The 24,417-nt window shown below is 40.2% G+C and carries 24 protein-coding genes; 22 read left to right on the top strand and 2 right to left on the bottom strand.

Annotated elements, in window-relative coordinates:
- Position 1 precedes the first annotated feature (1 nt).
- From ACIQX2_RS03900 to ACIQX2_RS03795, 22 genes are all read left to right on the top strand, one after another.
- Positions 2-985 carry a FecCD family ABC transporter permease gene (locus tag ACIQX2_RS03900; protein WP_402847490.1) on the top strand — a complete coding sequence of 328 codons (984 nt, stop codon included), beginning with the start codon at positions 2-4 and terminating at the stop codon, positions 983-985.
- A gap of 2 nt (positions 986-987) precedes the next feature.
- Entirely contained in the window at positions 988-2,457 is a 1,470-nt protein-coding gene (locus ACIQX2_RS03895) for an adenosylcobinamide amidohydrolase (protein WP_402847180.1), read from the top strand.
- Between the two features lies 1 nt (position 2,458).
- Entirely contained in the window at positions 2,459-3,418 is a 960-nt protein-coding gene (gene cbiB, locus ACIQX2_RS03890; protein ID WP_402847178.1) for an adenosylcobinamide-phosphate synthase CbiB, read from the top strand.
- On the top strand, positions 3,405-4,481 hold the full coding sequence (locus tag ACIQX2_RS03885; RefSeq protein ID WP_402847176.1) for a pyridoxal phosphate-dependent aminotransferase: 1,077 nt from the start codon (positions 3,405-3,407) through the stop codon (positions 4,479-4,481). The genes cbiB and ACIQX2_RS03885 overlap by 14 nt, the downstream gene beginning before the upstream one ends.
- Positions 4,454-4,984 (top strand): bifunctional adenosylcobinamide kinase/adenosylcobinamide-phosphate guanylyltransferase, encoded by a 531-nt coding sequence (locus ACIQX2_RS03880; RefSeq protein WP_402847174.1) that lies wholly within the window; start codon positions 4,454-4,456, stop codon positions 4,982-4,984. Before ACIQX2_RS03885 ends, ACIQX2_RS03880 begins: the two co-directional genes overlap by 28 nt.
- An 8-nt stretch (positions 4,985-4,992) precedes the next feature.
- Positions 4,993-5,823 carry a cobyric acid synthase gene (locus ACIQX2_RS03875; RefSeq protein WP_402847172.1) on the top strand — a complete coding sequence of 277 codons (831 nt, stop codon included), beginning with the start codon at positions 4,993-4,995 and terminating at the stop codon, positions 5,821-5,823.
- Positions 5,820-6,569, top strand: a complete 750-nt coding sequence (cobS, locus tag ACIQX2_RS03870) for an adenosylcobinamide-GDP ribazoletransferase (protein WP_402847171.1) — start codon at positions 5,820-5,822, stop codon at positions 6,567-6,569. Before ACIQX2_RS03875 ends, cobS begins: the two co-directional genes overlap by 4 nt.
- Positions 6,539-7,138, top strand: coding sequence for a histidine phosphatase family protein (locus ACIQX2_RS03865; protein ID WP_402847170.1), 600 nt, complete (start codon positions 6,539-6,541; stop codon positions 7,136-7,138). Before cobS ends, ACIQX2_RS03865 begins: the two co-directional genes overlap by 31 nt.
- Positions 7,090-7,491, top strand: coding sequence for a bifunctional adenosylcobinamide kinase/adenosylcobinamide-phosphate guanylyltransferase (locus tag ACIQX2_RS03860; protein ID WP_402847168.1), 402 nt, complete (start codon positions 7,090-7,092; stop codon positions 7,489-7,491). The genes ACIQX2_RS03865 and ACIQX2_RS03860 overlap by 49 nt, the downstream gene beginning before the upstream one ends.
- Positions 7,475-8,065 carry a cob(I)yrinic acid a,c-diamide adenosyltransferase gene (locus ACIQX2_RS03855; RefSeq protein ID WP_402847166.1) on the top strand — a complete coding sequence of 197 codons (591 nt, stop codon included), beginning with the start codon at positions 7,475-7,477 and terminating at the stop codon, positions 8,063-8,065. The genes ACIQX2_RS03860 and ACIQX2_RS03855 overlap by 17 nt, the downstream gene beginning before the upstream one ends.
- Before the next feature lie 5 nt (positions 8,066-8,070).
- Entirely contained in the window at positions 8,071-8,553 is a 483-nt protein-coding gene (locus tag ACIQX2_RS03850; RefSeq protein WP_402847164.1) for an ECF transporter S component, read from the top strand.
- Positions 8,546-9,208, top strand: coding sequence for a hypothetical protein (locus ACIQX2_RS03845; RefSeq protein ID WP_402847163.1), 663 nt, complete (start codon positions 8,546-8,548; stop codon positions 9,206-9,208). The genes ACIQX2_RS03850 and ACIQX2_RS03845 overlap by 8 nt, the downstream gene beginning before the upstream one ends.
- A 277-nt stretch (positions 9,209-9,485) precedes the next feature.
- The gene (locus ACIQX2_RS03840; RefSeq protein WP_402847161.1) at positions 9,486-11,642 is read left to right on the top strand and encodes a (Fe-S)-binding protein; all 2,157 of its coding nucleotides are present in this window, start codon (positions 9,486-9,488) and stop codon (positions 11,640-11,642) included.
- Between the two features lie 157 nt (positions 11,643-11,799).
- Positions 11,800-13,008, top strand: coding sequence for an acetyl-CoA C-acetyltransferase (locus ACIQX2_RS03835; RefSeq protein ID WP_402847158.1), 1,209 nt, complete (start codon positions 11,800-11,802; stop codon positions 13,006-13,008).
- Positions 13,005-13,856, top strand: a complete 852-nt coding sequence (locus tag ACIQX2_RS03830) for a 3-hydroxybutyryl-CoA dehydrogenase (protein ID WP_402847156.1) — start codon at positions 13,005-13,007, stop codon at positions 13,854-13,856. Before ACIQX2_RS03835 ends, ACIQX2_RS03830 begins: the two co-directional genes overlap by 4 nt.
- Positions 13,857-13,870: 14 nt before the next feature.
- Positions 13,871-15,007, top strand: a complete 1,137-nt coding sequence (locus ACIQX2_RS03825; protein ID WP_402847155.1) for an acyl-CoA dehydrogenase — start codon at positions 13,871-13,873, stop codon at positions 15,005-15,007.
- Positions 15,008-15,076: 69 nt separating this feature from the next.
- Complete coding sequence (locus tag ACIQX2_RS03820; protein ID WP_402847153.1) at positions 15,077-16,216, top strand: acyl-CoA dehydrogenase; 1,140 nt, start codon at positions 15,077-15,079, stop codon at positions 16,214-16,216.
- 9 nt (positions 16,217-16,225) lie between these two features.
- Positions 16,226-16,843 (top strand): TetR/AcrR family transcriptional regulator, encoded by a 618-nt coding sequence (locus ACIQX2_RS03815; protein WP_402847489.1) that lies wholly within the window; start codon positions 16,226-16,228, stop codon positions 16,841-16,843.
- Between the two features lie 39 nt (positions 16,844-16,882).
- Positions 16,883-20,140, top strand: a complete 3,258-nt coding sequence (icmF, locus tag ACIQX2_RS03810; protein ID WP_402847151.1) for a fused isobutyryl-CoA mutase/GTPase IcmF — start codon at positions 16,883-16,885, stop codon at positions 20,138-20,140.
- Positions 20,141-20,247: 107 nt separating this feature from the next.
- Positions 20,248-20,406 carry a hypothetical protein gene (locus ACIQX2_RS03805; protein ID WP_175454022.1) on the top strand — a complete coding sequence of 53 codons (159 nt, stop codon included), beginning with the start codon at positions 20,248-20,250 and terminating at the stop codon, positions 20,404-20,406.
- 72 nt (positions 20,407-20,478) lie between these two features.
- The gene (rpoE, locus tag ACIQX2_RS03800; RefSeq protein WP_175454021.1) at positions 20,479-21,012 is read left to right on the top strand and encodes a DNA-directed RNA polymerase subunit delta; all 534 of its coding nucleotides are present in this window, start codon (positions 20,479-20,481) and stop codon (positions 21,010-21,012) included.
- A gap of 225 nt (positions 21,013-21,237) precedes the next feature.
- Positions 21,238-22,836 (top strand): CTP synthase, encoded by a 1,599-nt coding sequence (locus tag ACIQX2_RS03795; protein WP_402847144.1) that lies wholly within the window; start codon positions 21,238-21,240, stop codon positions 22,834-22,836.
- 265 nt (positions 22,837-23,101) lie between these two features.
- On the opposite strand, the gene ACIQX2_RS03790 is transcribed toward ACIQX2_RS03795, so the two are convergent.
- Both ACIQX2_RS03790 and ACIQX2_RS03785 read right to left on the bottom strand, forming a co-directional pair.
- Positions 23,102-23,329, bottom strand: a complete 228-nt coding sequence (locus tag ACIQX2_RS03790; protein ID WP_402847140.1) for a hypothetical protein — start codon at positions 23,327-23,329, stop codon at positions 23,102-23,104.
- Positions 23,330-23,844: 515 nt separating this feature from the next.
- Positions 23,845-24,360 (bottom strand): DUF2529 family protein, encoded by a 516-nt coding sequence (locus tag ACIQX2_RS03785; RefSeq protein ID WP_402847137.1) that lies wholly within the window; start codon positions 24,358-24,360, stop codon positions 23,845-23,847.
- Positions 24,361-24,417: the final 57 nt, after the last annotated feature.

Genomic DNA, 24,417 nt, shown 5'->3' with positions numbered 1-24,417 from the left:
GTTGATCGGCTACATCTTGTCTATAGTTGCACTTTTCGTTGCAATTTGGCTTGGTGTATCGGTCGGATCCGTAAAGGTACCGATCAGCACATTATGGGATACGGGAGCAGATGCAATTGCGACCAATATTGTTTGGAAAATTCGCATGCCACGTGTGGTACTTGCAGGGCTAGTTGGAGCATCACTAGCCATTGCAGGTGCTGCATTCCAAGGATTATTAAAAAATCCGCTTGCCGATCCTTATACGTTAGGAGTGTCGTCGGGTGCCTCAGTAGGTGCCGTGACTACGCTCTTTTTCGGTATTTCGGTGCCGTTTTTAGGAATATATACATTGCCTGTTTTTAGTATGATCGGTGCTCTAGTTACGATGCTACTAGTCATAACTTTTGCTAAACTAGTCGATCGTGCGATGAAAATGGAAACGATTATATTGACTGGTATTATATTTAGTTCTTTTTTAGGCTCTGTCATTTCGTTAATGATTGCACTGACTGGAGAGGAACTCAGACAAATTATTGGTTGGCTCCTCGGAAGCGTATCGATGCGTGGGTGGAGTTTTGTCCAAATGGCGTTGCCGTTTGTTGTTATTGGTACGTTTTTATTGTGGTTGAATAGGAGAGAGTTAAATGCGATGCTGTTTGGAGAAGAACGAGCACAGCATTTAGGCGTCAATGTGAAAAAACGGAAGATGATGATTTTAATCGGTGGTTCTATGCTTACTGGAACAGCGGTTGCTGTATCGGGAACGATTGGATTCGTCGGTTTAGTAGTTCCGCATATGACAAGACTATTATTCGGTTCAGATAATCGTCATGTATTACCACTAAGCTTTATAAATGGAGCGGCATTATTAATTATTTGTGATTTAGTATCTCGCACAATTATTTCGCCAACGGAGCTACCGATAGGTGTAATAACTGCTTTTATAGGGGCACCCGTTTTCGCATTTATTTTCTTTAGACAACGAAAAAAAGGAGGCATTTAACTATGTTGCAAGTGGAAAACGTATCAGGTGGCTATGATCGCAAAATGATTGTTAAAAACGTCTCTTTTGAAGTTGGAAAAGGAGAAATGTTAGGGATTCTTGGTCCCAATGGAAGCGGAAAATCAACGTTGCTGAAGGTAATAAGCGGAATACTACATATGGAGTCGGGGAATGTCCTGATTGATGGGAAACCACTAGCAGCATATTCATCGAAAGAGCTTGCGAAAAAAATGGCCGTTTTACCACAATTACATAGTCATACCTTTTCACATTCTGTAAGAGATACAATTGCACTCGGTCGCTATCCTCATCAAACAGGATTGTTCTCGTCTTGGTCAGCTGACGACGAAACCGCTGTTCTTGAAGCAATGAAACTGACAGGAATGGCAAGATACGAACATCAAATGCTGGATTTATTATCAGGTGGGGAGCAACAGCGCGTATTTGTCGCTCAAGCACTTGCTCAGCAAGCACCTATACTGCTACTCGATGAGCCGACCAATCATCTAGACATTGCCCATCAAAAACAATTACTAGATACGATTAAAACCCAGGCAATTGAAAAAGGAATTACGATTATTAGTATATTTCATGATATCAATCTTGCTTCTCTATACTGTGATCGTTTGCTTTTGATGGATGAAGGAGAGGTTAAAGTATTAGGTGTACCGCATGAAGTTGTGAAAAAAGATCAAATCGAAAAGGTATACAAAGCCCGTATTAGCACAAATCCACATCCAGAAAGACCAAAGCCTCAAATTACCATTCTTCCGGATGTAAATGAAAAGCGAAGTGAAAAAACAATTACAGTAGATAACTTTCAGGCAACGGCTGATTTAGTTATTTTTCAAGCTGAAACCCAACTCAAAACATGGTCATCAGCAGTAATTAATGCCGGAAGTGGATGGTACAAAAACTTCGTCAATAGAAGAGTAGACGCTAGCTACGCTTGTGATAACGTACAAGAAGAAATGCTTGAATACTTGGCCAATAAAGGATTTTCTGAAGCCGATACAGTTGGAATGATGACTGCGGTAAAAACAACAGATGCTATCATTAAAGAATATGACACACCTTTTGGAAGCATAGTCATTATGGTTACCGCAGGAGTGGGGAATGCAGTGGATGTTTCTAGAGCGCATGAAGTAGAGATGCTTCCCGCAATCGGAACCATTAATACATGGATAATTGTTAACGGTGAACTTTCCGATGAGGCTTTTATTCAAGCAGTTATTACAGCAACCGAGTCTAAAACGAAAGCACTTGCCTTCGAGCAGGTTACAGATCCTCGTACGGGAACGATTGCTACTGGAACATCCACAGATAGTGTATTGATAGCGGCTACACAAAAAGGTCGACATATTCCATATGCTGGTCCTATTACGGAAATAGGAAATAAAATCGGACTTGGAGTATATGAATGTACAGTGGAAGCTATTCAAATATACAAAAAAGCAAAGGGTTGGAAATAATATGGGTCCACATATAATTGCAATAGCGTTTGGCTTAATATTGGACCACATAATAGGCGACCCACCAAGTTGGCCGCATCCTGTTAGGTTTATCGGAACACTTATTTCGAAGCTAACAGGCTGGTTGAATAAAGGAAGAGCTCGCAAGGCGAAAGGATTACTGCTCGTTTTAATTGTCGTTGGTATAACTTTCTCCGTAACACTTGCCATTTTAATAGGTGCATATTCTGTTCATCTGTGGGTCGGAATTGCAGTGGAAAGTATCCTGATTGCCTCTGGGCTTGCTCAAAAAAGTTTAAAAGTGGCAGCAATGGAAGTGTATAAACCTTTGATTGAAAAAGATTTACCCGCTGCTAGGCAAAAGCTTTCCTGGATTGTCGGTCGTGATACAGACAAATTGGATGAGCAAGAAATAACTCGCGGTGTTGTCGAAACAGTATCCGAAAATATTAGTGATGGAATAACTGCTCCACTTTTTTATGCATTTGTGTTTGCAGGAGCACCGGGACTGTGGCTATATAAAGCGATAAATACGCTTGATTCAATGGTTGGTTATAAAAATGAGAAATACGAGGACTTCGGATATGCAGCTGCTAAGCTAGACGACATTGCGAACTACATACCAAGTCGTCTGACAGGCTATATCATTATGCTATGGGGCAAGAAAGAGAGCCGCTTGCCTTTTAGCAAACGGATGAAAGGCTGGTGGCAAGATGCGAAAAAACATCCAAGTCCTAATAGCGGTTATTTGGAAGCTGCCACCGCTTATCAACTAGGTATTCAACTTGGCGGTATTAATACATATAAAGGAATTGTTTCTAATCGTGCACTTATGGGAATTGGAGAGGTTCCATTATCGCCACCCCATATATTAAGTACCATTTCTCATTTGAATTCGGCTGTCATTTTATTTTGGCTGTGGATGATGGTCATTGGAGGGATTTTGTTTGGCATTACCTAATCACGGAGCAAATGCTCATCACGTCTATGAACGGCTAGGAATAGAAATGCCGGAAACGGTAATTGACTATAGTGAAAATGTAAATCCATTAGGACCTCCAAAGTTTGTGTATGAACAGTGGGAATCGTATGCACCTCTAATTACGAAATATCCCGAGCCAATTGGAGAGCCTTTTTTATCCGCAGCAGCCAAATATCACGATGTATCACTTGAAAATGTAATCGTTGGAAATGGGGCAGCGGAAATATTCTCAAGCCTTGCCAAACGATATGAAAATAAACGAGCTGTACTGATTCATCCAACTTTTTCAGAGTATGAGGCAACACTAGCTCCTTACAAAGTGTTCATAAAAGAAATAACCGCGATTGGGAAGCTCCCTTTAGACGAAGTGCTCGATGAAGTTGAGTTTGCAGAAGTGATTTATATTTGCAGACCAAATAATCCAACTGGATATTTAATTCCATTAGAAGAGATTATTCAAATAGCAAAATACGCTAGAAGATTTAAATGTGAGGTCATTTTAGACGAAGCATTTCTAGATTTTATAGATGAAAAAGAATCATTTATTCCGTATTTGACTGACTTTCCAAACGTTATTGTCGTAAGATCGATGACGAAAATGTATGCAATTCCTGGCATTCGACTTGGGTACGCGCTGGCGAGTAGAACAATCGTAAACGACATACGTTCGAGAATGCCTCATTGGAATAGTAATGCCATTGCGACAACAATTGGAGCGGAGTGTTTGCTGGAGGAAGATTACCGAATGAAAGCAATTACTTTTGCAAAAGAAATGCGCGAACAAATGACGGTGTTCTTAGAGAAATGGAACTGCATCGTGTTACCATCGGCGACTAATTTTATTTGTTTTCAATTACCGGATCCTGCTCTTTCAAAGGAGTTTTTTGAGTATTTATTGCTTAAAGGATGTGTGCTCCGCCATACCGAGAATTTCAAAGGACTAGACGGAAAATGGTATCGTATAGGAATGAAAGAAAGTTCACAAATGGAGCATTTGCAAAAGGAGATGACTATATGGTTCGAGGAAAACTTGTCTTCATAACGGGCGGCGTGCGCAGTGGTAAAAGCAGCTTTGCAGAACATTATTTGATGAATGAGCAGGCAAAACGAAATGTGTATATCGCTTCTGGAGTTGCAGTTGATAGCGAAATGAAAGAGCGCATAAAAAGGCACCAAGACGACCGTGAAAGCTACCCAGTAGATTGGATTACAATCGAGCAACCACGCCATTTTGAACAAGTCGTACCTCAAATTCAGCGAGGGGATGGGATCTTGTGGGACTGTGTCACTACATGGCTAGCTAACGAACTGTACGAAGGTCATATGGAAGAAGTAAAAAAGCAGCTATATGTGGCAATCGATCAGTTATTAGAAAAAGCTCAAGTAGTCGTCATCGTTTCAAATGAAGTGCTCGATGAAGCTTTATCAAAATATGAATACACGGCTATGTATCAAGCTTGGATCGGCCGAATCCATCAACAGCTTGTAGCGAAGGCGGATCATGTCTTCGAAATGGAATACGGCATCAGGCATCAGTGGAAGTGAGGGATTAGATGAAGGGCTTAATGGTGCAAGGTACTGCTTCTAGTGTAGGGAAAAGTTTGATATGTACAGCTATTTGCCGACTACTTGCAAATGAAGATAAGCAAGTAGCCCCTTTTAAATCACAAAACATGTCAGGCTTAAGCATTCAAACAGAAGATGGGTTGGAAATAAGTGTTTCACAATCTTTGCAAGCAAGGGCAGCAAAAATACCTTATTTACCCGAAATGAACCCCATATTATTGAAACCTACTGGAAATATGGAGTCAGACATTATTATTTTAGGGAAAAAGCTGAATACAATGAGTGGCATGCACTACCGAGAAAAATTCTTTGAAAAAGGGCAAGAACTCATAAAAGAAAGTTTAACTATTCTTTCTAACTCATATGAGTATTTGATAATAGAAGGTGCAGGCAGTCCTGTGGAAGTAAATTTACGTGACCGAGAATTAGTAAATATGCGAGTGGCGGATATGGCAGATGTTCCAGTTATTTTAGTAGCTAATATTGAATATGGCGGTGTGTTTGCATCTATAGTCGGTACGCTTGCTCTCCTGCCAGAACCACAGAGAGCACGTGTAAAAGGGATTATTATAAATAAGTTTCAAGGGGACGTGTCCTTGTTTCAAGACGGAATAGACTTCATAGAATCTTACACAGGAATAGAGGTTTTAGGAGTAATCCCTTATTTTTCAAATGAATTCGAGGAAGAAGACGGCGAATCAAAAAAAGGGCAAAGTGCTTCAGATGAACAAATTAATGAATGGGCAAGTCATTTTAAAAATCATGTGAAATGGGAAAAAATCATAAGCCTTTTGTCGAACGATGTGGTGATAAGATGAAGAGCATTTTGTTAGCACTTCAATTTTTCACCGTCCTTCCAATACATAAAAATCTGCCGATGGACAAACGATCGATAACAGGAATGTACAGTATTTTTCCTTGGATAGGAGCTGGCATTGGGGCGATTGCTTGTTTAGTTCTCTTTTTTGAATGGAGTGCACTAATGTCGGCGTTTAGTATTGTACTTCTCGGTATTATGCTCTCAGGTGGTCTCCATTTGGACGGATTTATTGATACATCGGATGCATTTTTTTCCTACAAGGATCGATTGAAGCGATTCGAAATATTGGAAGATCCGAGAGTCGGTGCGTTTGGTGTGATGGCGGTTGTTTTTTTAGTACTCGGGAAAGTAATTATTGTATCAGAGGTACTATCGTCCGAATCGTTTCATTGGATTTTCGTCCTGCTTATTCCGTTTTTCTCAAGAGCAACACTGACAGTATTATTTTCAATAACAGCGAGTGCTAAAACGAGTGGGCTTGCTTATTATTTTAAGCAAAAAATGAATGCGAATGTCGTTCTAATTGCAGTAGTGTGCCCCTTCTTTATCGGAATAGGTGTATTAGGTTGGATCACCAATTGGATGGTTGCCGTTACTGTTTTCGTAGTGATATTTACTTTTATTTGTATGTTTCGAAATTGGATGTTGAAAAACTTCGGGGGAGTCACAGGGGATTTACTTGGTGCAAGTGTAGAAATGTCGGAGGTGGTGCTATGGCTAACCCTTTTACTGTTACTCTCATAAGGCATTTCCCAACCCAAGGAAATCGAGACAAAAAGTATATTGGTTGGACCGATGAACCGATAATTGCCACTGGAACCGTGGAAAAAATTCCTAGAGACATTGTTCAAGTTATCGGTAGTGATTTGCTGCGCTGCAAGCAAACTGCAGCCCATCTATTTAGTGGAGTTCCTTATACAGAGAATGCCAATTTCCGGGAATGCTCCTTTGGTGATTGGGAACAAAAAACATATAATGAATTAAAAGAAGAAGATTCATACAGAAATTGGCTTGATAATCCGCAGAAAATAGCCCCTCCAAATGGAGAGTCAATGGAAGCAATGGAAAGCCGAGTTTTACAAGCTTTCTTGGAAACAATTGAACTGTTGAATGACCCATTAATTATTACACACGGTGGACCAATGCGATTTTTATTAACGAAATTTGCAACTTTCGAAAAGAGTTTTTGGGATTGGGAAGTACTACATGGCTGTATGTATACATTGAACTGGGAAAGCAAAGAAGCGATATTGGAGGGAAGGCGATGCACGTCATTTTCGGTGGAGCATTTAATGGAAAACGAGCGTATGTAGAGCAAAGAGTTCAAGGACGCAACGTGCAGTGGTTGGATGCGGAATCAGATGCACATGTATTTTTGCCAAATATGGAAGTGATCGTTGTGTTTGGCGTTGAAAATTTGCTAGAACATAAGAGCGTTGAGTTACTAGAGAAAATGGAACAATGGGAAGAACAAGCAGAAGTGATAGTCATCGCCACAGAAATCGGTCGTGGAATAGTACCGATGGAAGCAAGTATGCGTAAGCTTCGAGATGATGTCGGTCGGTTTTATCAGCAGCTTTTTACAAAAGCAGACAGTGTGACACGAATTTGGTACGGTATTTCACAAACAATAAAGGGAGATGGACAAATTGAAAATTTACACTAAAACGGGTGACAAAGGACAAACAGGTTTAATCGGGGGAAGAACGGACAAAGACGATATCCGAGTAGAAGCTTACGGAACTATAGATGAATTGAATTCCTTTATCGGAAAAGCAGTTACAGAGCTAGATCCTTTAAAATTTGCCGATATTTTAGAGGATTTAGAGACGATTCAGCATGAGCTATTTGACTGTGGTGGTGATTTAGCGAATGTATCTAATAAACGCGTTTATAAAATGACAGATGAAGCAATCGAAGCAATGGAAAAAAGAATCGATGTGCTAGTAGAAGAAGGACCAGTTTTAGAACGATTCATCTTACCGGGTGGAACTCCAGCTGCGGCAACACTTCATATAGCTCGAACAGTTACGAGACGTGCAGAGCGTTTAACGGTGACTTTGACGAAAACACAGGAGGATGTACCAACAGTAGTACAGCGCTATTTAAACCGCTTATCTGATTATTTATTTGCAGTAGCTCGCGTAGCGAATGTGAGAGAAAATGTCTCAGACATTGAATACGTGCGCAGTGCAAAAGTATTTAAAAATGTAGGAAGCGAGAAGAAAGTAGAGGAGTAAATCGTATGAAACTTCGATTATTAACACTTGCAGCAATGTTTGCTGCCCTATGTGCAATTGGTGCCTTCATCAAGATTCCTGTCGGGATCGGGAGTGCGGCCTTAGATACGGTGCCTGCTCTCATTTCCGCGTCCTTTTTACCACCGATTTATGCGGGAGCAGCATCGTTAATTGGCCACTTAACCTCTTCGTTGTATGCAGGCTTTCCGTTAGGTCCAATGCATATAATTATTGCAGCTGAAATGTTTGTCATTTTATTCGTTTACACAAAGCTGCATCAAGCAGGGCATCATGTTTGGAAATGGGTATTCTTTATATTTGCGAATAGTGTGCTTGCAACGCTTCCGTTTTACTGGATCATTTCACCAGAGTTCTTTGCAGCGGTGCTACCAGCTATCACGCTTGCTACTTTTTTGAATGCAGCAATTGCCATGATTGTTTCACCAGTTGTGGAGCGAGTAATGGAACGAGTGAAAACACATGCGTAATGCAGTTTTATTGCCAAATGGATTTGTTTTGACGACAGATAACTCAGCGGGCATTGGAGAAAAAATAGAAGATGTAGTTTCAACTCCAGACGAAATAGTTTCCTATTTCGCAGCAAGAGTCGCATTACTTGAGCAATGGGCAGCTGGTGCAACGCCACTATCCATCGTCGTTCATAACTTTTCAGGTAACCAAAGCTGGGTGAAATATGTCGATGGAATAGAAAAGTTATTTAACGAAATCGGTGTAAAATGCCCCGAAATTACCGGCAGCAGTGAGACAAATATGGAAACGCTGCAATCGGCAATTGCGGTAACAATGATAGGTGAAAAGGTAGAAGAATATTTTGCGAAAATTCAGTGGTATGCATATGGCAAACCAAGCGTCGGTGCGGAAGTCATCAAGAATAGTGATAAAATCGCAAACTTGAAAAAAATTAGAGAAGCTATAAATACAGGACTCGTGCATCAAGTCTGGCCAGTAGGATCCAACGGGATTAAAGGAGAGTGTGAACGACTAGGATTGCATGGCAATTTAGTCGATTGGGACGTGGAGAAATCTGGCGGACCTGCTACGATAGTTTTACTGGGTGTGGATATTTCTAAAGAAAAAGAAGCGAAACTTCATTTTGGCGATTATTTTGAGGCTATCTCTTGAGGAGATAGCCTTTTTTGAGGAGTTTTTATTTGTGGGTCCGTACGCTACTCTCGATTAGGATAATTATTCCAAAAAATCCAAGCAGCTAGTGGATATAATAAGCTTTTTGAGCAATTATGAGTCCTCGAAATCTCAAAATTCACATCAATTCGAATAAATAATTGTTGACTGAATGCTCATTCAGTTTTAATATTGAATTACTTATATATTAGTTTAAGAATCTAATGTATTATTCTATTCATAATGTCATTTTACAACTCAGAGGGGGAGAAATAAGATGAATCCATTGTTATTCGCAAACTGGTTGCTGTTTATCGCAGTAGTCCTGTATGCTTTAGGATTGTTCGTATATTTGTTGAAAACTAGATATACCTACATCAAACTAGGGAAAAAAGTCGAATTTGAAGATAATGTGAAGGAAAGACTTCGCAAAATTTGGGTGTATGTTTTTGGTCAAAAGAAACTACTAAAAGATAAGAAGAGTGGAGCAATCCACGTTATGTTCTTCTATGGTTTCTTGCTTGTCCAAGCCGGAGCAATCGATTTTATTTGGAAAGGGTTAGCGCCAGGTTCACATTTGCCACTTGGCCCGTTATATCCTGCGTTTACTTTCTTCCAAGAAATTGTCACTTTACTTATTTTGGTTGCAGTTGTATGGGCGTTTTACCGTCGATATGTAGAGAAACTAGTTCGCTTAAAACGAGGATGGAAAAATGGATTAGTACTTATTTTCCTCAGTGGTTTAATGCTTTCTGTATTAATCGGTAATGGTATGGGGATGGTTTGGCACGAACATAGTGCTACTTGGTCAGAACCAGTTGCTTCAGCTATCGCTACTATTTTCGGATTTTTACCACCAACCGCTGGAGCTGTTGTTTTCTTTGCGATGTGGTGGGTGCATTTAATAATCTTACTAACATTCTTAGTATATGTTCCACAATCAAAACATTTCCACTTAATCACTGGACCAGCAAATGTATACTTCCATCGTTTAGACAAAGTTGGAAGATTACGTCCAATCAATTTTGAAGAAGAGGAAGATGAAGACCCGGAGGCTGAAGAAGAAATGCCTTCGTTCGGTGTTGGTCGAATTCAAGACTTTACACAAGCACAAATGATCGACTTCTATGCATGTGTAGAATGTGGACGCTGTACGAATATGTGTCCAGCAACTGGAACAGGGAAAATGCTGTCACCAATGGATTTAATCGTGAAACTACGCGATCACTTAACATTCACTGGAGCAGTTGAAACGAAGAAAAAACCTTGGGTACCTGCATTAGCTTTCCAAGGAACAAAAGGAAACCAACTTGCGATGGCTGCTGGAGCAGAAGGAGCAGTAATCGAAGATATTTATAGCCCATCTCTTATTGGAGATGTAATAACAGAAGAAGAAATTTGGGCTTGTACAACTTGCCGTAACTGTGAAGATCAATGTCCCGTTATGAACGAGCATGTAGACAAAATTATTGATCTTCGCCGCTACCTTGTAATGACGGAAGGTAAAGTTAACCCGGATGCACAGCGCGCAATGACGAATATCGAGCGCCAAGGTAATCCATGGGGACTAAACCGTAAAGAGAAAGAAAACTGGAGAGATGCTCGTCCAGAAATTCACATTCCTACAGTGAAGGAAGTATCAAAAGCTGGAGAAGAGTTTGAATACCTATTCTGGGTTGGTTCGATGGGTTCTTTCGACAATCGTTCGCAAAAAATTGCTTTATCCTTTGCCCATTTGATGAACGAAGCAGGAGTTAAATTTGCGATACTTGGCAATAAAGAAAAGAACTCTGGGGACACACCACGTCGCTTAGGAAATGAGTTTTTATTCCAAGAGTTAGCTGGTTCAAATATTTCGGAATTTGAAAAAGCAGGGGTAACGAAGATTGTCACGATCGACCCACATGCATATAATATCTTTAAAAATGAATATAGTGATTTTGGATGGAACGGAGAAGTGCTCCACCATACCGAGATGCTATATGACTTAGTTCAGCAAGGTCGCTTGAAACCGCAATACGCAGTGGAAGAAACGATTACATTCCATGATTCCTGTTACTTAGGAAGATACAATGATGTATACGATGCACCACGTGAAGTGTTAAAAGCAATTCCAGGCGTGAAGCTAGTAGAAATGGATCGCAATCGCGAAACGGGCATGTGCTGTGGAGCTGGTGGAGGTCTAATGTGGATGGAAGAGCATGTTGGAAATCGTGTGAACGTAGCTCGTACAGAACAAGCATTAGAAGTAAATCCAACCATCATTTCTTCTGGATGTCCATACTGCCTAACGATGTTATCAGATGGAACGAAAGCGAAGGAAGTAGAAGAAACAGTTGGCACATATGATATTGCAGAGCTTCTGGAAAAATCGGTGTTCGGAGAATTCCTTCCACCAGTTGAAGAAGAAGATGCCAAGCCAATTGCTCAATAAATATATTGCAAATAATCTCATAGTTTCGTAAACTAGTGTTAACAAGTGAGGGAGTAAATTTTACTCCCTTTTTTCTTACAAATGAAATCGAGCGAGCGTTCAGTCACTTTTATTTTTATTATAATTTGAAAGCGCATACAACAAAAGGGGTGTCTACATGACGAAAACAGTTATCTTGGATGGAGCACGAACAGCTTTTGGTAAATTTGGAGGAGCGTTAAGTACTTTAACTGCATCCGATCTTGGTGGAGTAGCAATTAAAGAAGCGCTTAATCGCACAGGCATTGACCCAGAACAAATAGACGAAGTAATTATGGGGACAGTTCTACAGGCGGGGCAAGGACAAATTCCTTCTCGTCAAGCGGCTACCAAAGCAGGAATTCCTTGGTCTGTAAAAACGGAAACGATCAATAAAGTATGTGCCTCTGGAATGCGCAGTGTCACACTTGCTGATCAATTGATCCGACTAGGTGATGAAGAAATTATTGTAGCAGGGGGCATGGAATCGATGTCCAATGCACCTTACTATTTACCAAAAGGTAGATTTGGCTTGCGCATGGGAGATGCAGCTATGGTCGATGGTATGGTTTACGACGGACTATCTTGTTCATTCCATCCAAAAAATGTTCATATGGGAACATATGGTAACTCTACGGCAGAAAAGTTTGAATTATCTCGTGAAAAACAAGATGCCTGGTCGTTTAGAAGCCATGATCTTTCCTTAAAAGCTATTGATAATGGAATTCTAGGAGAAGAAATTGTACCGATTGAAATACCCAAACGGAAAGGTGAACCAATCGTTGTGAATGAAGACGAATCTCCACGTCGCAATACATCATTGGAATCACTAGCAACTCTTAAGCCTGCTTTTGGAAAAGAAGGGACAATTACAGCAGGTAACGCACCTGGTATTAATGATGGAGCATGTGCCATCGTTTTAACAAGTGAGGAAAAGGCAAAGTCACTTGGAAAAAAAGCTCTTGCATACGTTATTGGACACGCTGAAGTAGCAGTGGAACCTGAAAACTTCCCACAAACACCGGGACTAGTTATTAACAAAATTCTAGAGAAAACAGGTAAGACAATAGGAGATATTGATTTATTTGAAATAAACGAAGCCTTTGCAGCGGTTGCATTAGTGAGCAGCAAATTAGCAGGTCTGGACGAGGATAAAGTAAATGTAAATGGTGGGGCAGTAGCTCTTGGTCATCCAATAGGAGCTTCAGGTGCGCGTATCATTTTAACGCTTGCATACGAATTGAAGCGCCGCGGGGGAGGGATCGGTATCGCAGCGATCTGTTCTGGCGGTGGTCAGGGAGATGCGATCATGATCGAAGTTCCAAAAACAGGAGGTAACATTGCATGAATATCCAAAAGGTTATGGTAATCGGCGCAGGGCAGATGGGTTCTGGAATTGCTCAAGTATGCGCACAAGCGGGATTTGACGTAAAGCTAAATGATCGAGAACAACAATTTTACGAGCGCGGTATCCAAACAATTACTAAAAACCTATCTCGAAACGTAGAAAAAGGTCGAATGACGGAAGATAAAAAACAGTCAGTGTTAGATAAAATTACCATGTCACTTTCGATTGAAGAAGCTAGCGATGTGGATCTAGTGATTGAAGCAGCAGTCGAAAATATGGAGATCAAACAATCTATCTTCAAACAACTAGACGAAATTGCACCAGCTCACACAATACTTGCGACAAATACTTCGTCGCTGCCGATAACTGAAATTGCTGCTGCGACAAAGCGTCCAGAGCAAGTAATCGGTATGCATTTCATGAATCCGGTGCCAGTAATGAAGTTAGTAGAAATCATTCGCGGACTCGCTACATCTGATGAAGTTTACACTGCAATTCAAGAAATGACGACGAAACTAAGCAAAGTGCCAGTTGAAGTGAATGACTTTCCTGGATTCGTATCTAACCGCATATTAATGCCGATGATCAACGAAGCAATCTATACACTATATGAGGGTGTTGCGACCAAAGAAGCGATTGATGATGTGATGAAAATGGGGATGAATCATCCAATGGGACCGCTTCAATTAGCGGACTTTATCGGTTTAGACACTTGCCTCTACATTATGGAAATCTTACATGAAGGATTTGGCGACAGTAAATATCGCCCATGTCCATTGCTACGTAAATATGTGAAAGCCGGCTGGTTAGGGAAGAAAACAGGTAGAGGTTTTTACATCTACGAATAAAAGGGGCACTTAGGATGGAATTGAAATTTACAGAAGAACAATTGATGATGCGCAATATGGTGAGAGATTTTGCAAAAACAGAAGTACAACCATTTATCGAAAAAATGGAGCAAGGGGAGTTTCCTCGCGACATTTTGAAGAAAATGGGAGAGCTCGGCTTAATGGGTATCACCGTTCCAGAGCAGTATGGTGGCTCAGAAATGGACTTTACGAGCTATGTAATTGCCATTAATGAATTATCCAAAGTGAGCGCAGTAGTAGGAGTAATACTTTCTGTTCACACTTCAGTTGGAACTAATCCAATTTTATATTTCGGTACAGAGCAGCAAAAAAATAAATACGTTCCGAAGTTAGCATCGGGCGAATATTTAGGTGCCTTTTGCTTGACTGAAGCCTCAGCAGGATCTGATGCAGGTGCTTTAAAAACTAAAGCTGTCAAAAAAGACGATCACTATGTATTAAATGGCTCCAAGGTATTTATTACAAATGGTGGGGAAGCAGATGTTTATATTGTTTTTGCATCGACTGACCACTCGCTCGGCTCAAGAGGTATTACGGCATTTATCGTCGAGAAGGATACACCAGGATTTATCGTTGGGAAAGACGAACATAAAATGGGGCTTCACGGTTCTAGAACTGTAGAGCTAACGTTTGAAGATATGAAAATACCAGTTGAGAACAGACTTGGCGAAGAAGGAGAAGGCTTTAAAATTGCAATGGCCAACTTGAACACTGGTCGTATTGGTATTGCAACGCAAGCACTCGGTATTGCTGAAGCCGCTTTCGAAGCCGCTGTTGGTTACGCAAAAGAGCGTGTGCAATTTGGAAAACCGATCGCAGCGAACCAAGGTGTCGGATTCAAACTTGCAGATATGGGTACAGCTGTGGAAGCTGCTAGATTACTAGTGTACCGTGCTGCAAGTCTTCGTGAACAAGGTCTTCCTTGTGGCAAAGAAGCATCGATGGCAAAATTATTTGCCTCAAAAACCGCAGTAGATGTATCGATAGAAGCCGTTCAAGTATTCGGTGGCTACGGCTATACAGAGGATTACCCAGTAGAACGTTATTTCCGTGATGCGAAAATCACCGAAATTTACGAAGGCACAAGTGAAATTCAACGCATTGTGATTGCAAAGCACCTAACGAACTAAAACAAATGAAAAACTTAGAAAGAGATCACTAGCTTAACCAAACTAAAACAAAAAAGGGCGGGAATGACAATGAACTTTCAACTATCAGAAGAACATGAAATGATTCGTAAAATGGTAAGAGACTTTGCAGAAAACGAAGTAGCACCAACAGCTGCTGAACGTGATGAAGAGGAACGCTTTGACCGTGAGATTTTCGACAAGATGGCGGAGCTTGGGCTAACAGGAATTCCTTGGCCGGAAGAGTACGGCGGAATTGGTTCAGATTATCTAGCGTACTGTATCGCAGTAGAAGAGCTTTCGCGCGTTTGTGCTTCGACAGGCGTAACTTTATCTGCACATACATCGCTTGCAGGCTGGCCAATTTTCAAATACGGCAATGAGGAGCAAAAACAAAAATATCTTCGTCCGATGGCAGAAGGTACAAAAATCGGTGGCTATGGTTTAACAGAAGCTGGTTCAGGTTCAGATGCGGGTGGAATGAAAACTAATGCAAAATTAGATGGTGATCATTATGTGTTAAATGGTTCAAAAATCTTTATTACAAATGGTGGTATTGCTGATATTTATGTAGTTTTTGCAGTAACAGATCCTGAATCGAAGCATAAAGGCACGAGTGCTTTCATCGTAGAAGCAGATTTCCCAGGTTTTTCTGTTGGTAAAAAAGAGAAAAAATTAGGAATTCGCTCTTCTCCAACTACTGAAATTATTTTCGATAATTGCCGCATTCCAAAAGAAAATCTTCTTGGCCAAGAAGGGGAAGGTTTCATTATCGCGATGAAAACATTAGATGGTGGACGTAACGGAATTGCTGCTCAGGCTGTAGGTATTGCACAAGGAGCATTGGATGCATCTGTAAATTACGCGAAAGAGCGTGTACAATTTGGTAAGCCGATCGTTGCGAACCAAGGGGTATCCTTCAAACTTGCAGATATGGCAACTTCTATAGAAGCTTCTCGTTTGCTTACATATCAAGCTGCTTGGTTAGAGTCAAATGGACTTTCATACGGAAAAGAATCAGCTATGGCAAAGTTGATGGCTGGTGATACTGCGATGAAAGTAACAACTGAAGCTGTTCAAGTATTTGGCGGATATGGTTATACGAAAGATTACCCAGTAGAACGTTATATGCGCGATGCAAAAATCACCCAAATTTACGAAGGTACACAAGAAATTCAACGGTTAGTTATTTCTCGTATGTTAACGAAGTAATCGATGAATATGGAAAAGAAACATGAAGTAAAGACATCTGTCAAAGATGAGAATCTTATTGAAAAAAGGCGAGATCAAATGATTCGAGCAGCTGTTACTTTATTCAAAGAAAAAGGTTTTCATCGCGCAACTACTAGAGAAATAGCTAAAGAAGCTGGCTTTAGTATTGGTACCTTGTATGAATATATTCGTTCAAAGGAAGACGTACTCTATTTGGTTTGTGACAGTATTTACAATGAAGTGCACAACAGACTGTCGCAAATTACTGCAGAAAATGGTACGATAGGCGAATTAAAAACGGCTATCCGTCACTACTATGGGGTAATCGATGATATGTCAGACGAGTTCGTAGTTATGTATCAAGAATCTAAGTCGCTCCCAAAAGGTGCATTAGAATATGTATTAACGAAAGAATTGGAAATGGTCGATATCTTCCTTAAAATAATTATTGGCTGTATTCAAGCGGGGGAACTTGAACTTACGGAGGCCCAGGCACAACTTTACGCACATACATTAGTCGTTCAAGGACAAATGTGGGCGTTCCGAAGATGGGCGCTGCGCAAGGAATATACGATCGAACAATTTACAGAGTTACAAATCGAATTATTACTCGATGGGATGAAATAAAAAAAACACGTTTGCTAACAAACAAGGGGGAATATCAACATGTCTACGGTAGAAGTATATCGTCCAAAAAATCATGTGCGATTCGTTACAGCATCGAGCCTTTTCGATGGGCATGATGCATCCATCAATATTATGCGTCGCATCTTACAAGCAAGCGGAGCAGAGGTTATTCATTTAGGGCATAATCGTTCAGTGGAAGAGGTAGTAAATGCGGCAATTCAAGAGGATGTACAAGGAATCGCCATATCTTCCTATCAAGGAGGGCATGTTGAGTATTTTAAATATATGAAAGATTTACTCGTAGAGCGTGGCGCGCCACATATCCGTATTTTTGGCGGCGGCGGCGGTGTAATTATTCCGAAAGAGATAAAAGAACTACAGGAGTATGGCATTTCCGGCATTTTCTCACCAGAAGACGGCCGAAAACTAGGATTACAAGGAATGATCAATCAAATACTAATGGAATGTGATGTAGCAACAGAAGCAAAAGGTGTAAATGAGGAAATTACAAGCGTTACGACAGAAAATCCAGAGGTGCTTGCTCATTTAATCACTGTAGCAGAGGAAGCGCATCAAACACATAATGACGAAGCAATTCTAATGCTGGAGCAATCAAAGAAACTATCCAAAGGTACTCCGGTGTTAGGTATAACAGGTACTGGTGGAGCTGGAAAAAGCTCGCTCACCGACGAATTAATTCGCCGGTTCCTACAAGAACTTCCAGATAAAAAGATTGCTGTACTATCTATTGATCCGACGAAGCAAAAAACAGGTGGAGCACTTCTAGGTGACCGAATTCGTATGAATGCAATATTCAACAAGCGTGTATTTATGCGAAGCTTGGCTACTCGAGGTTCACGTACAGAATTATCGGGAGCACTTGCGGATGTATTAGACGTTGTAAGAGTTGCTGGATATGACATGATTATTGTAGAAACAAGTGGAATCGGACAAGGTGACGCAGAAATTACAAATGTATCGGATGTATCGATGTATGTAATGACCAGCGAGTTCGGAGCACCTTCCCAATTAGAGAAAATTGACATGATTGACTATGCAGATTTAATCGTTATCAATAAATTCGAACGTAAAGGTTCTGAGGACGCTCTTCGCCAAGTGCAGAAGCAGTATCAACGAAGCCGCGAGTTATGGCATGATGATTTAGATACAATGCCTGTATATGGAACAATTGCTAGTCAATTTAATGATAAAGGAACGAATTCATTATTTGCGGCACTTATTGCTACATTAAACGAGAAGACAGGATCCACTTGGGAAACTTCCTACGATCAATTTGTGAAAACACAAAAACAAAACGTCATTATACCTAACGATCGCCGCTACTACTTACGTGAAATTACAGATGCTGTTCGTGGGTACCATCACAAGTCGGAAGAACAGGTAGGCTTTGCTAGAAGACTATTCCAGCTAGAAGGTGCTATCGAACAGGTGAAGGAAAAAGCCTCAGACGACGTGCTTGTTCAATCTCTCGAATCATTAGCTAAAGGTGTTCGAGATGAACTGACTGCAGAATCTAAACGCATTCTAGAAAACTGGGCAGCTTTAAAGGAAGCATATGCTGGGGACGAATTCATCACAAAGATTCGAGATAAAGAGATTCGCACCATTCTACGTACAGAAAGTTTATCAGGGATAAAAATACCTAAAATAGTACTACCTAAATTCGTAGACTATGGAGAGATTCTACGCTGGGTATACAAAGAAAATGTACCAGGATCATTCCCGTATACAGCAGGTGTTTTTCCATTTAAGCGAGAAGGGGAAGATCCGAAACGTCAATTTGCTGGAGAGGGGACTCCTGAGCGCACAAATCGCCGTTTCCATTATTTATCGAAGGATGACGATGCAAAACGCTTATCCACTGCATTTGACTCAGTGACGCTATACGGAGAAGACCCTGATCATCGTCCTGATATTTACGGAAAAGTGGGGGAATCTGGTGTAAGCATTTGTACATTAGAGGATATGAAGAAGCTATATGACGGGTTTGACCTATGTGCACCTTCCACTTCGGTTTCGATGACGATCAATGGACCTGCTCCAATTATTTTAGCGATGTTTATGAATACGGCGATTGATCAGCAAGTGCGTCTAAAGGAAGAAGAGCTGGGACGAACGCTAACTGTAGAGGAATTTACAGAAGTTAAAGCTACTACTTTACAGGTCGTTCGAGGAACTGTTCAAGCGGATATATTGAAAGAGGACCAGGGTCAAAATACATGTATTTTCTCTACAGAATTTGCCCTTCGTATGATGGGTGATATTCAGCAGTATTTTATTGACCAAAAGGTTCGTAATTATTATTCAGTATCTATTTCGGGTTATCATATTGCAGAAGCAGGAGCGAATCCAATTTCGCAGCTAGCATTCACACTTGCGAATGGCTTTACTTATGTTGAGTACTATTTAAGCCGCGGTATGCATATAGATGACTTTGCGCCGAATTTATCGTTCTTCTTCTCTAATGGATTGGACCCAGAGTATACAGTTATTGGTCGAGTTGCTCGTCGTATATGGGCAGTTGTTATGCGCGATAAATACGGTGCCAATGAACGCAGTCAAAAACTGAAATACCATGTCCAAACATCAGGTCGAAGCTTACATGCACAAGAAATTGACTTCAACGATATCCGTACAACTTTACAAGCATTAATGGCTTTACAAGATAACTGTAACTCGCTGCATACGAATGCTTACGATGAGGCTATTACTACTCCTACAGAGGAATCAGTGCGCCGCGCAATGGCAATTCAAATGATTATTACGAAGGAACATGGCTTATCGAAAAATGAAAATCCGTTACAAGGTGCTTTCATCGTAGAAGAAATGACGGACCTAGTAGAAGAAGCTGTGCTGTCCGAATTCGATCGTATTAATGATCGTGGGGGCGTGCTTGGGGCAATGGAAACACAATATCAACGTGGTAAAATTCAAGAAGAATCAATGCATTATGAGATGAAAAAACATACAGGCGAGCTACCTATTATTGGGGTGAATACTTATTTAAATCCTAATCCTGCTTCTGAAGAGGACATTAATAATATGGAAATTGCACGCGCAACAAAAGAAGAAAAAGAAACGCAAATAACGAATCTAAGAAATTTCCAACAAAAAAACGAAGCTGAGACCGAAGAAGCTCTTGCTCGTTTGAAGCAAGTCGCTGTTACAGGTGGCAACATTTTTGAAGAGTTAATGACAACTGTACAAAAAGCAAGTCTTGGTCAAATTACCCATGCATTATATGAAGTAGGCGGACAATACCGACGTAATATGTAAACAAACGTTTACAGGAAAAATAAAGTTTAGTGTTCTGATGAATATTGGAACACTTTTTTCCTGTTTTTTTGTATAATATACCTAGTATGTAGTAAAGGAGAATTTGGATGAGAAAACCTGTTCATTTCATGGTCATAGTAATTCTCTTACTACTAACTATTTTCTTATATAACAAACAACTTGCATCTATTCCACTACTTTTAATATCATTTTATTTGTTTGTCATTGTAGGAGCTAAAATTTCTCTTTTCAAAAAGAATAAATGAATGTAGCATATAACATACTTGTGTGTATATAATGAAAAGTATGCAAACGAACATAGAAAGGACGTGCACGATTTGAAATTTCGTGAAATGACAACAGTACAACTACAAGAAGAATCGTTAATCGACTTAGCATTTGCGATTTTAGAAGATAAAAAAAACTCATTAACTTTAAAAGAACTATTTGATGAGATTCAACATTATAACGGTCTTACTGATGAGGAAATGGCTTCACGCAAACCTCAATTCTATACAGATATGAATATTGACGGACGTTTTTTAGCTATTGCAGAAAACCAATGGGGCCTAAGAGAATGGTATCCAGTAGAACAAATTGAAGAAGAATCTGCTCCTACTGTTAAGGTTCGTAAAAAGAAAGATAAAGTAATAGACGATGATTTAGAAGATTTAGATGAGGACGAAATCATCTTTGAAGAAGAATTCGATGAGTTTGTAGAAGATGACGATGACGACGAAGATGAAGACGACGAACCAGTAATCGAATTTGTCGAAGAAGAGATTGATGAAGTGATTGAAGAAGACTTGATCGATGAAGACGATGATGAATTTGAACTGGATGAGGATTTAGATGAGGAAGACGAAGAATAATTCTTGACTTATCCTTTTAAACGCTATAAGATTTTATTGGGCTCTTTTTGAAGAGACATTACTCATGTGCATATGCGCTCCCCTGCAATGAAGCAGGCGGAGCGTTTTTTTGTTTTTGCTCTACTCTTATTTTATTTCATTCTTTAACGCATACTAAAATAAGAAAATGTTCCCACCTGGATATGGTGGCGAACGAACTAGATATTACATTAGGAGGAACACAAGATGACTAAATTTATATTTGTTACTGGTGGGGTTGTATCTTCACTTGGTAAAGGGATTACGGCTGCATCACTTGGTCGTTTATTGAAAAATAGAGGACTAAACGTAACGATCCAAAAATTCGATCCTTACATCAACTTAGACCCTGGAACAATGAGTCCATATCAACACGGAGAGGTTTTCGTAACAGATGATGGAGCAGAAACAGATCTAGATTTAGGTCACTACGAGCGTTTTATCGACATTAACTTGAACAAATACTCGAATATTACAACTGGTAAAGTCTACTCGTCAGTACTTAGAAAAGAGCGTCGCGGCGATTATAATGGTGGAACAGTTCAAGTAATTCCACATATTACAAATGAAATTAAAGATCGTTTATTTTTAGCTGCAAAAGAAACACATGCAGATATCGTTATTACAGAAATCGGTGGAACAGTAGGGGATATCGAATCTCTTCCATTCCTAGAAACGATCCGTCAAATGAAACGTGATGTTGGTAGCGATAACGTAATGTATATTCACTGTACTTTAGTACCATTCATTAAAGCTGCGGGAGAAATGAAAACAAAACCAACGCAACATAGTGTTAAAGAATTGCGTAGCCTAGGTATCCAACCAAACGTAATTGTACTTCGTTCGGAAATGCCAGTTCCTCAAGATATGAAAGATAAAATTGGGCTTTTCTGCGATATCAAACCAGAGGAAGTAATTGAATGTATTGATGCGGATTCTTTATATGAAATTCCATTGAATTTACAAGCACAACATTTGGACCAAATTGTAATAGATCATTTCAAACTTCAAGCGCCTGAAGCGGATATGACAGACTGGATCAGCTTAGTAGATCAAGTAAAATCATTATCGAAAAAAGTTCGTATTGGTTTAGTTGGTAAATACGTAGAGCTTCAAGATGCATACATTTCTGTTGTAGAAGCGATGAAACATGCAGGCTATAAATTTGATGCAGACGTAGAAGTGAAATGGGTGAATGCAGAGGAAGTAAGTGATGCTAACGTTGCAGAAATCCTTGGAGATGTAGATGGAATCCTTGTTCCTGGTGGATTTGGAGACCGTGGAGTAGAAGGGAAAATCGCTGCTACTAAATTTGCACGCGAAAACAATGTACCATTCTTAGGTATTTGTTTAGGTATGCAATTAGCAACAGTAGAATTTGCTCGTTCAATTCTAGAACTTCAAGGAGCTCATTCTACAGAGTTAGATCCAACAACTCCACATTCTATTATCGATTTATTGCCAGAGCAAAAAGATGTAGAGGACCTTGGCGGAACACTTCGTTTAGGATTATATCCATGTAAGCTAACACCAGGTTCAAAAGCTCATCAAGCATACGGAGAAGAACTTGTATACGAACGCCACCGTCACCGTTACGAGTTCAACAACGAATACCGTGAGCAATTCGAAGCAGCAGGATTTGTGTTCTCTGGTACAAGCCCAGATGGTCGCCTTATCGAAATCATCGAGCTACCAGAGCACCCTTTCTTCGTAGCTTCACAGTTCCACCCGGAATTTGTGTCACGTCCACAACGTCCACAACCGTTGTTCCGCGACTTCATCAAAGCATCCGTTGGTGAAATCTAGAAATGTGGAAGACGCCTGTTAGACCTGACAAGCGCTGGAAGAGTTGTAATAAAGGCGTTCTTTGCCTTTATTCGCAACTCTGAAGCGACTCGAAGGTCTGGCGTCTGGAACTGGACAACATAGAAAAGCGAAAGCGCGTATGTTAGCCCCGACGAGTGTTGGAAGAATAACGGTAAAGGCGTACTTTGCCTTTATCCGTCATTCTGAAACGACTCGAGGGGCTACGCGTTGAAGCTGGACAATCTAGAAAAGCGAAAGCGCCTATTTATAAGAAAATAAAAGAAGGATTGCTCATGAGATTCAGCATGAGTAATCCTTCTTTTTTATTAGATAAGAAAGTAGATAAAAATGTACCGTGTACACTGGGTTCATGGGACTTGAAAGAATGAATAATACTACTGATTTCCGTTTCAGGTGGACGCTTTCCGCGGGGTGAGCGATGAGCCATCACCGTCGCTCCGCGTCGATGTGATGTCTCATCTGTCTCACTCATCCCGCTGGAGTCGCCACCTTTCACTCCAATCAAGTAAGTAAGTAGTACCCTACAGAAGATTCAGCAGAGCTTATCGCTAAGAAGATATGAGTAGTCAAAGTTAATATAGTGATAAAACCGTCTATTGAATAAATGATGAAGAAAGTAGATTTTCTTTTATCTAATGGTAATAAAGAGAAATAGTAAGTGTTTACTAAATAAAGAAGTGAGATAGCGAACGAAATTGTATCTTCGTGAGCTTCTACTAAGAATAGGAAAGTATCTTTTCTCTAATTATTCAAAAATGCACTTACCTGTTTCTAAGAGTTGTAGGAGGGCGACGGATAGAAAAACGCCATAAGATTACCGAAAAAAGGGATGTTGGTTGGTTTTGACGCTAGTCACAACCAACCAGCATCCCTAAAAATTCACTCCGTAATCATATAGCAAAACGTCTGTTCAAAGCACTTCGAAAACGACAGAAACAGGTTTTGGACTTAAAGGTCGGGGCGTTTTTTTACCCGGTTTTTTATAAACTATTCACCAATAAGCATTTCGTTCAACTTCATCTTTACTGCTTCATACACAAACAGTCCAGCTAAAGCATGGGGGAGCACAATACGTGTTCCATCTTCTGCGGGAAGGAGCCCTTTAGTGAGTTTTGTGGAAATGTATGTATAAGCAAGGTCAGCTAGCAAATTGTCATCGCCACCTGGTTCGGCTGCTAACGCGCCAAAAGGAATAAACTCGTCATTCAACTTTTTAGCTAAGTTCAGTGCATCTTCGTCGTTACAGGAACGAGTTAGAATCCAAACACGATCAGCACTAGTCAGTTCGATTTCGGGTGACCAAGCCTGCATAGATGGGAAAGGTTCCGCAGCAAACTGTCCATTAATGGAAATACTTTTCATTTCTCCGAAAGTAGCGAAAAAAACTGTTCCTTCTCGAGCAGCGGCTTGTGCAAGTAAACGAGCAGTTTCCTCAATATTTTCTTCCTCTGCACTTGAGATTCGTTGTAATAATCCAGAAAGTTGAGTAGTTAACATTTTCATCGAAATTCACCTCCTGTTCATTATATAGCAAAGTTCTTCTTTTAAAAAATATATCTT

It is taken from the genome of Psychrobacillus sp. NPDC096623, from assembly GCF_044762655.1.
Classification (GTDB): domain Bacteria; phylum Bacillota; class Bacilli; order Bacillales_A; family Planococcaceae; genus Psychrobacillus.
The sequence above is the reverse complement of the archived record's forward strand: the minus strand, read 5'-3'. Positions and strand labels throughout refer to the sequence as shown.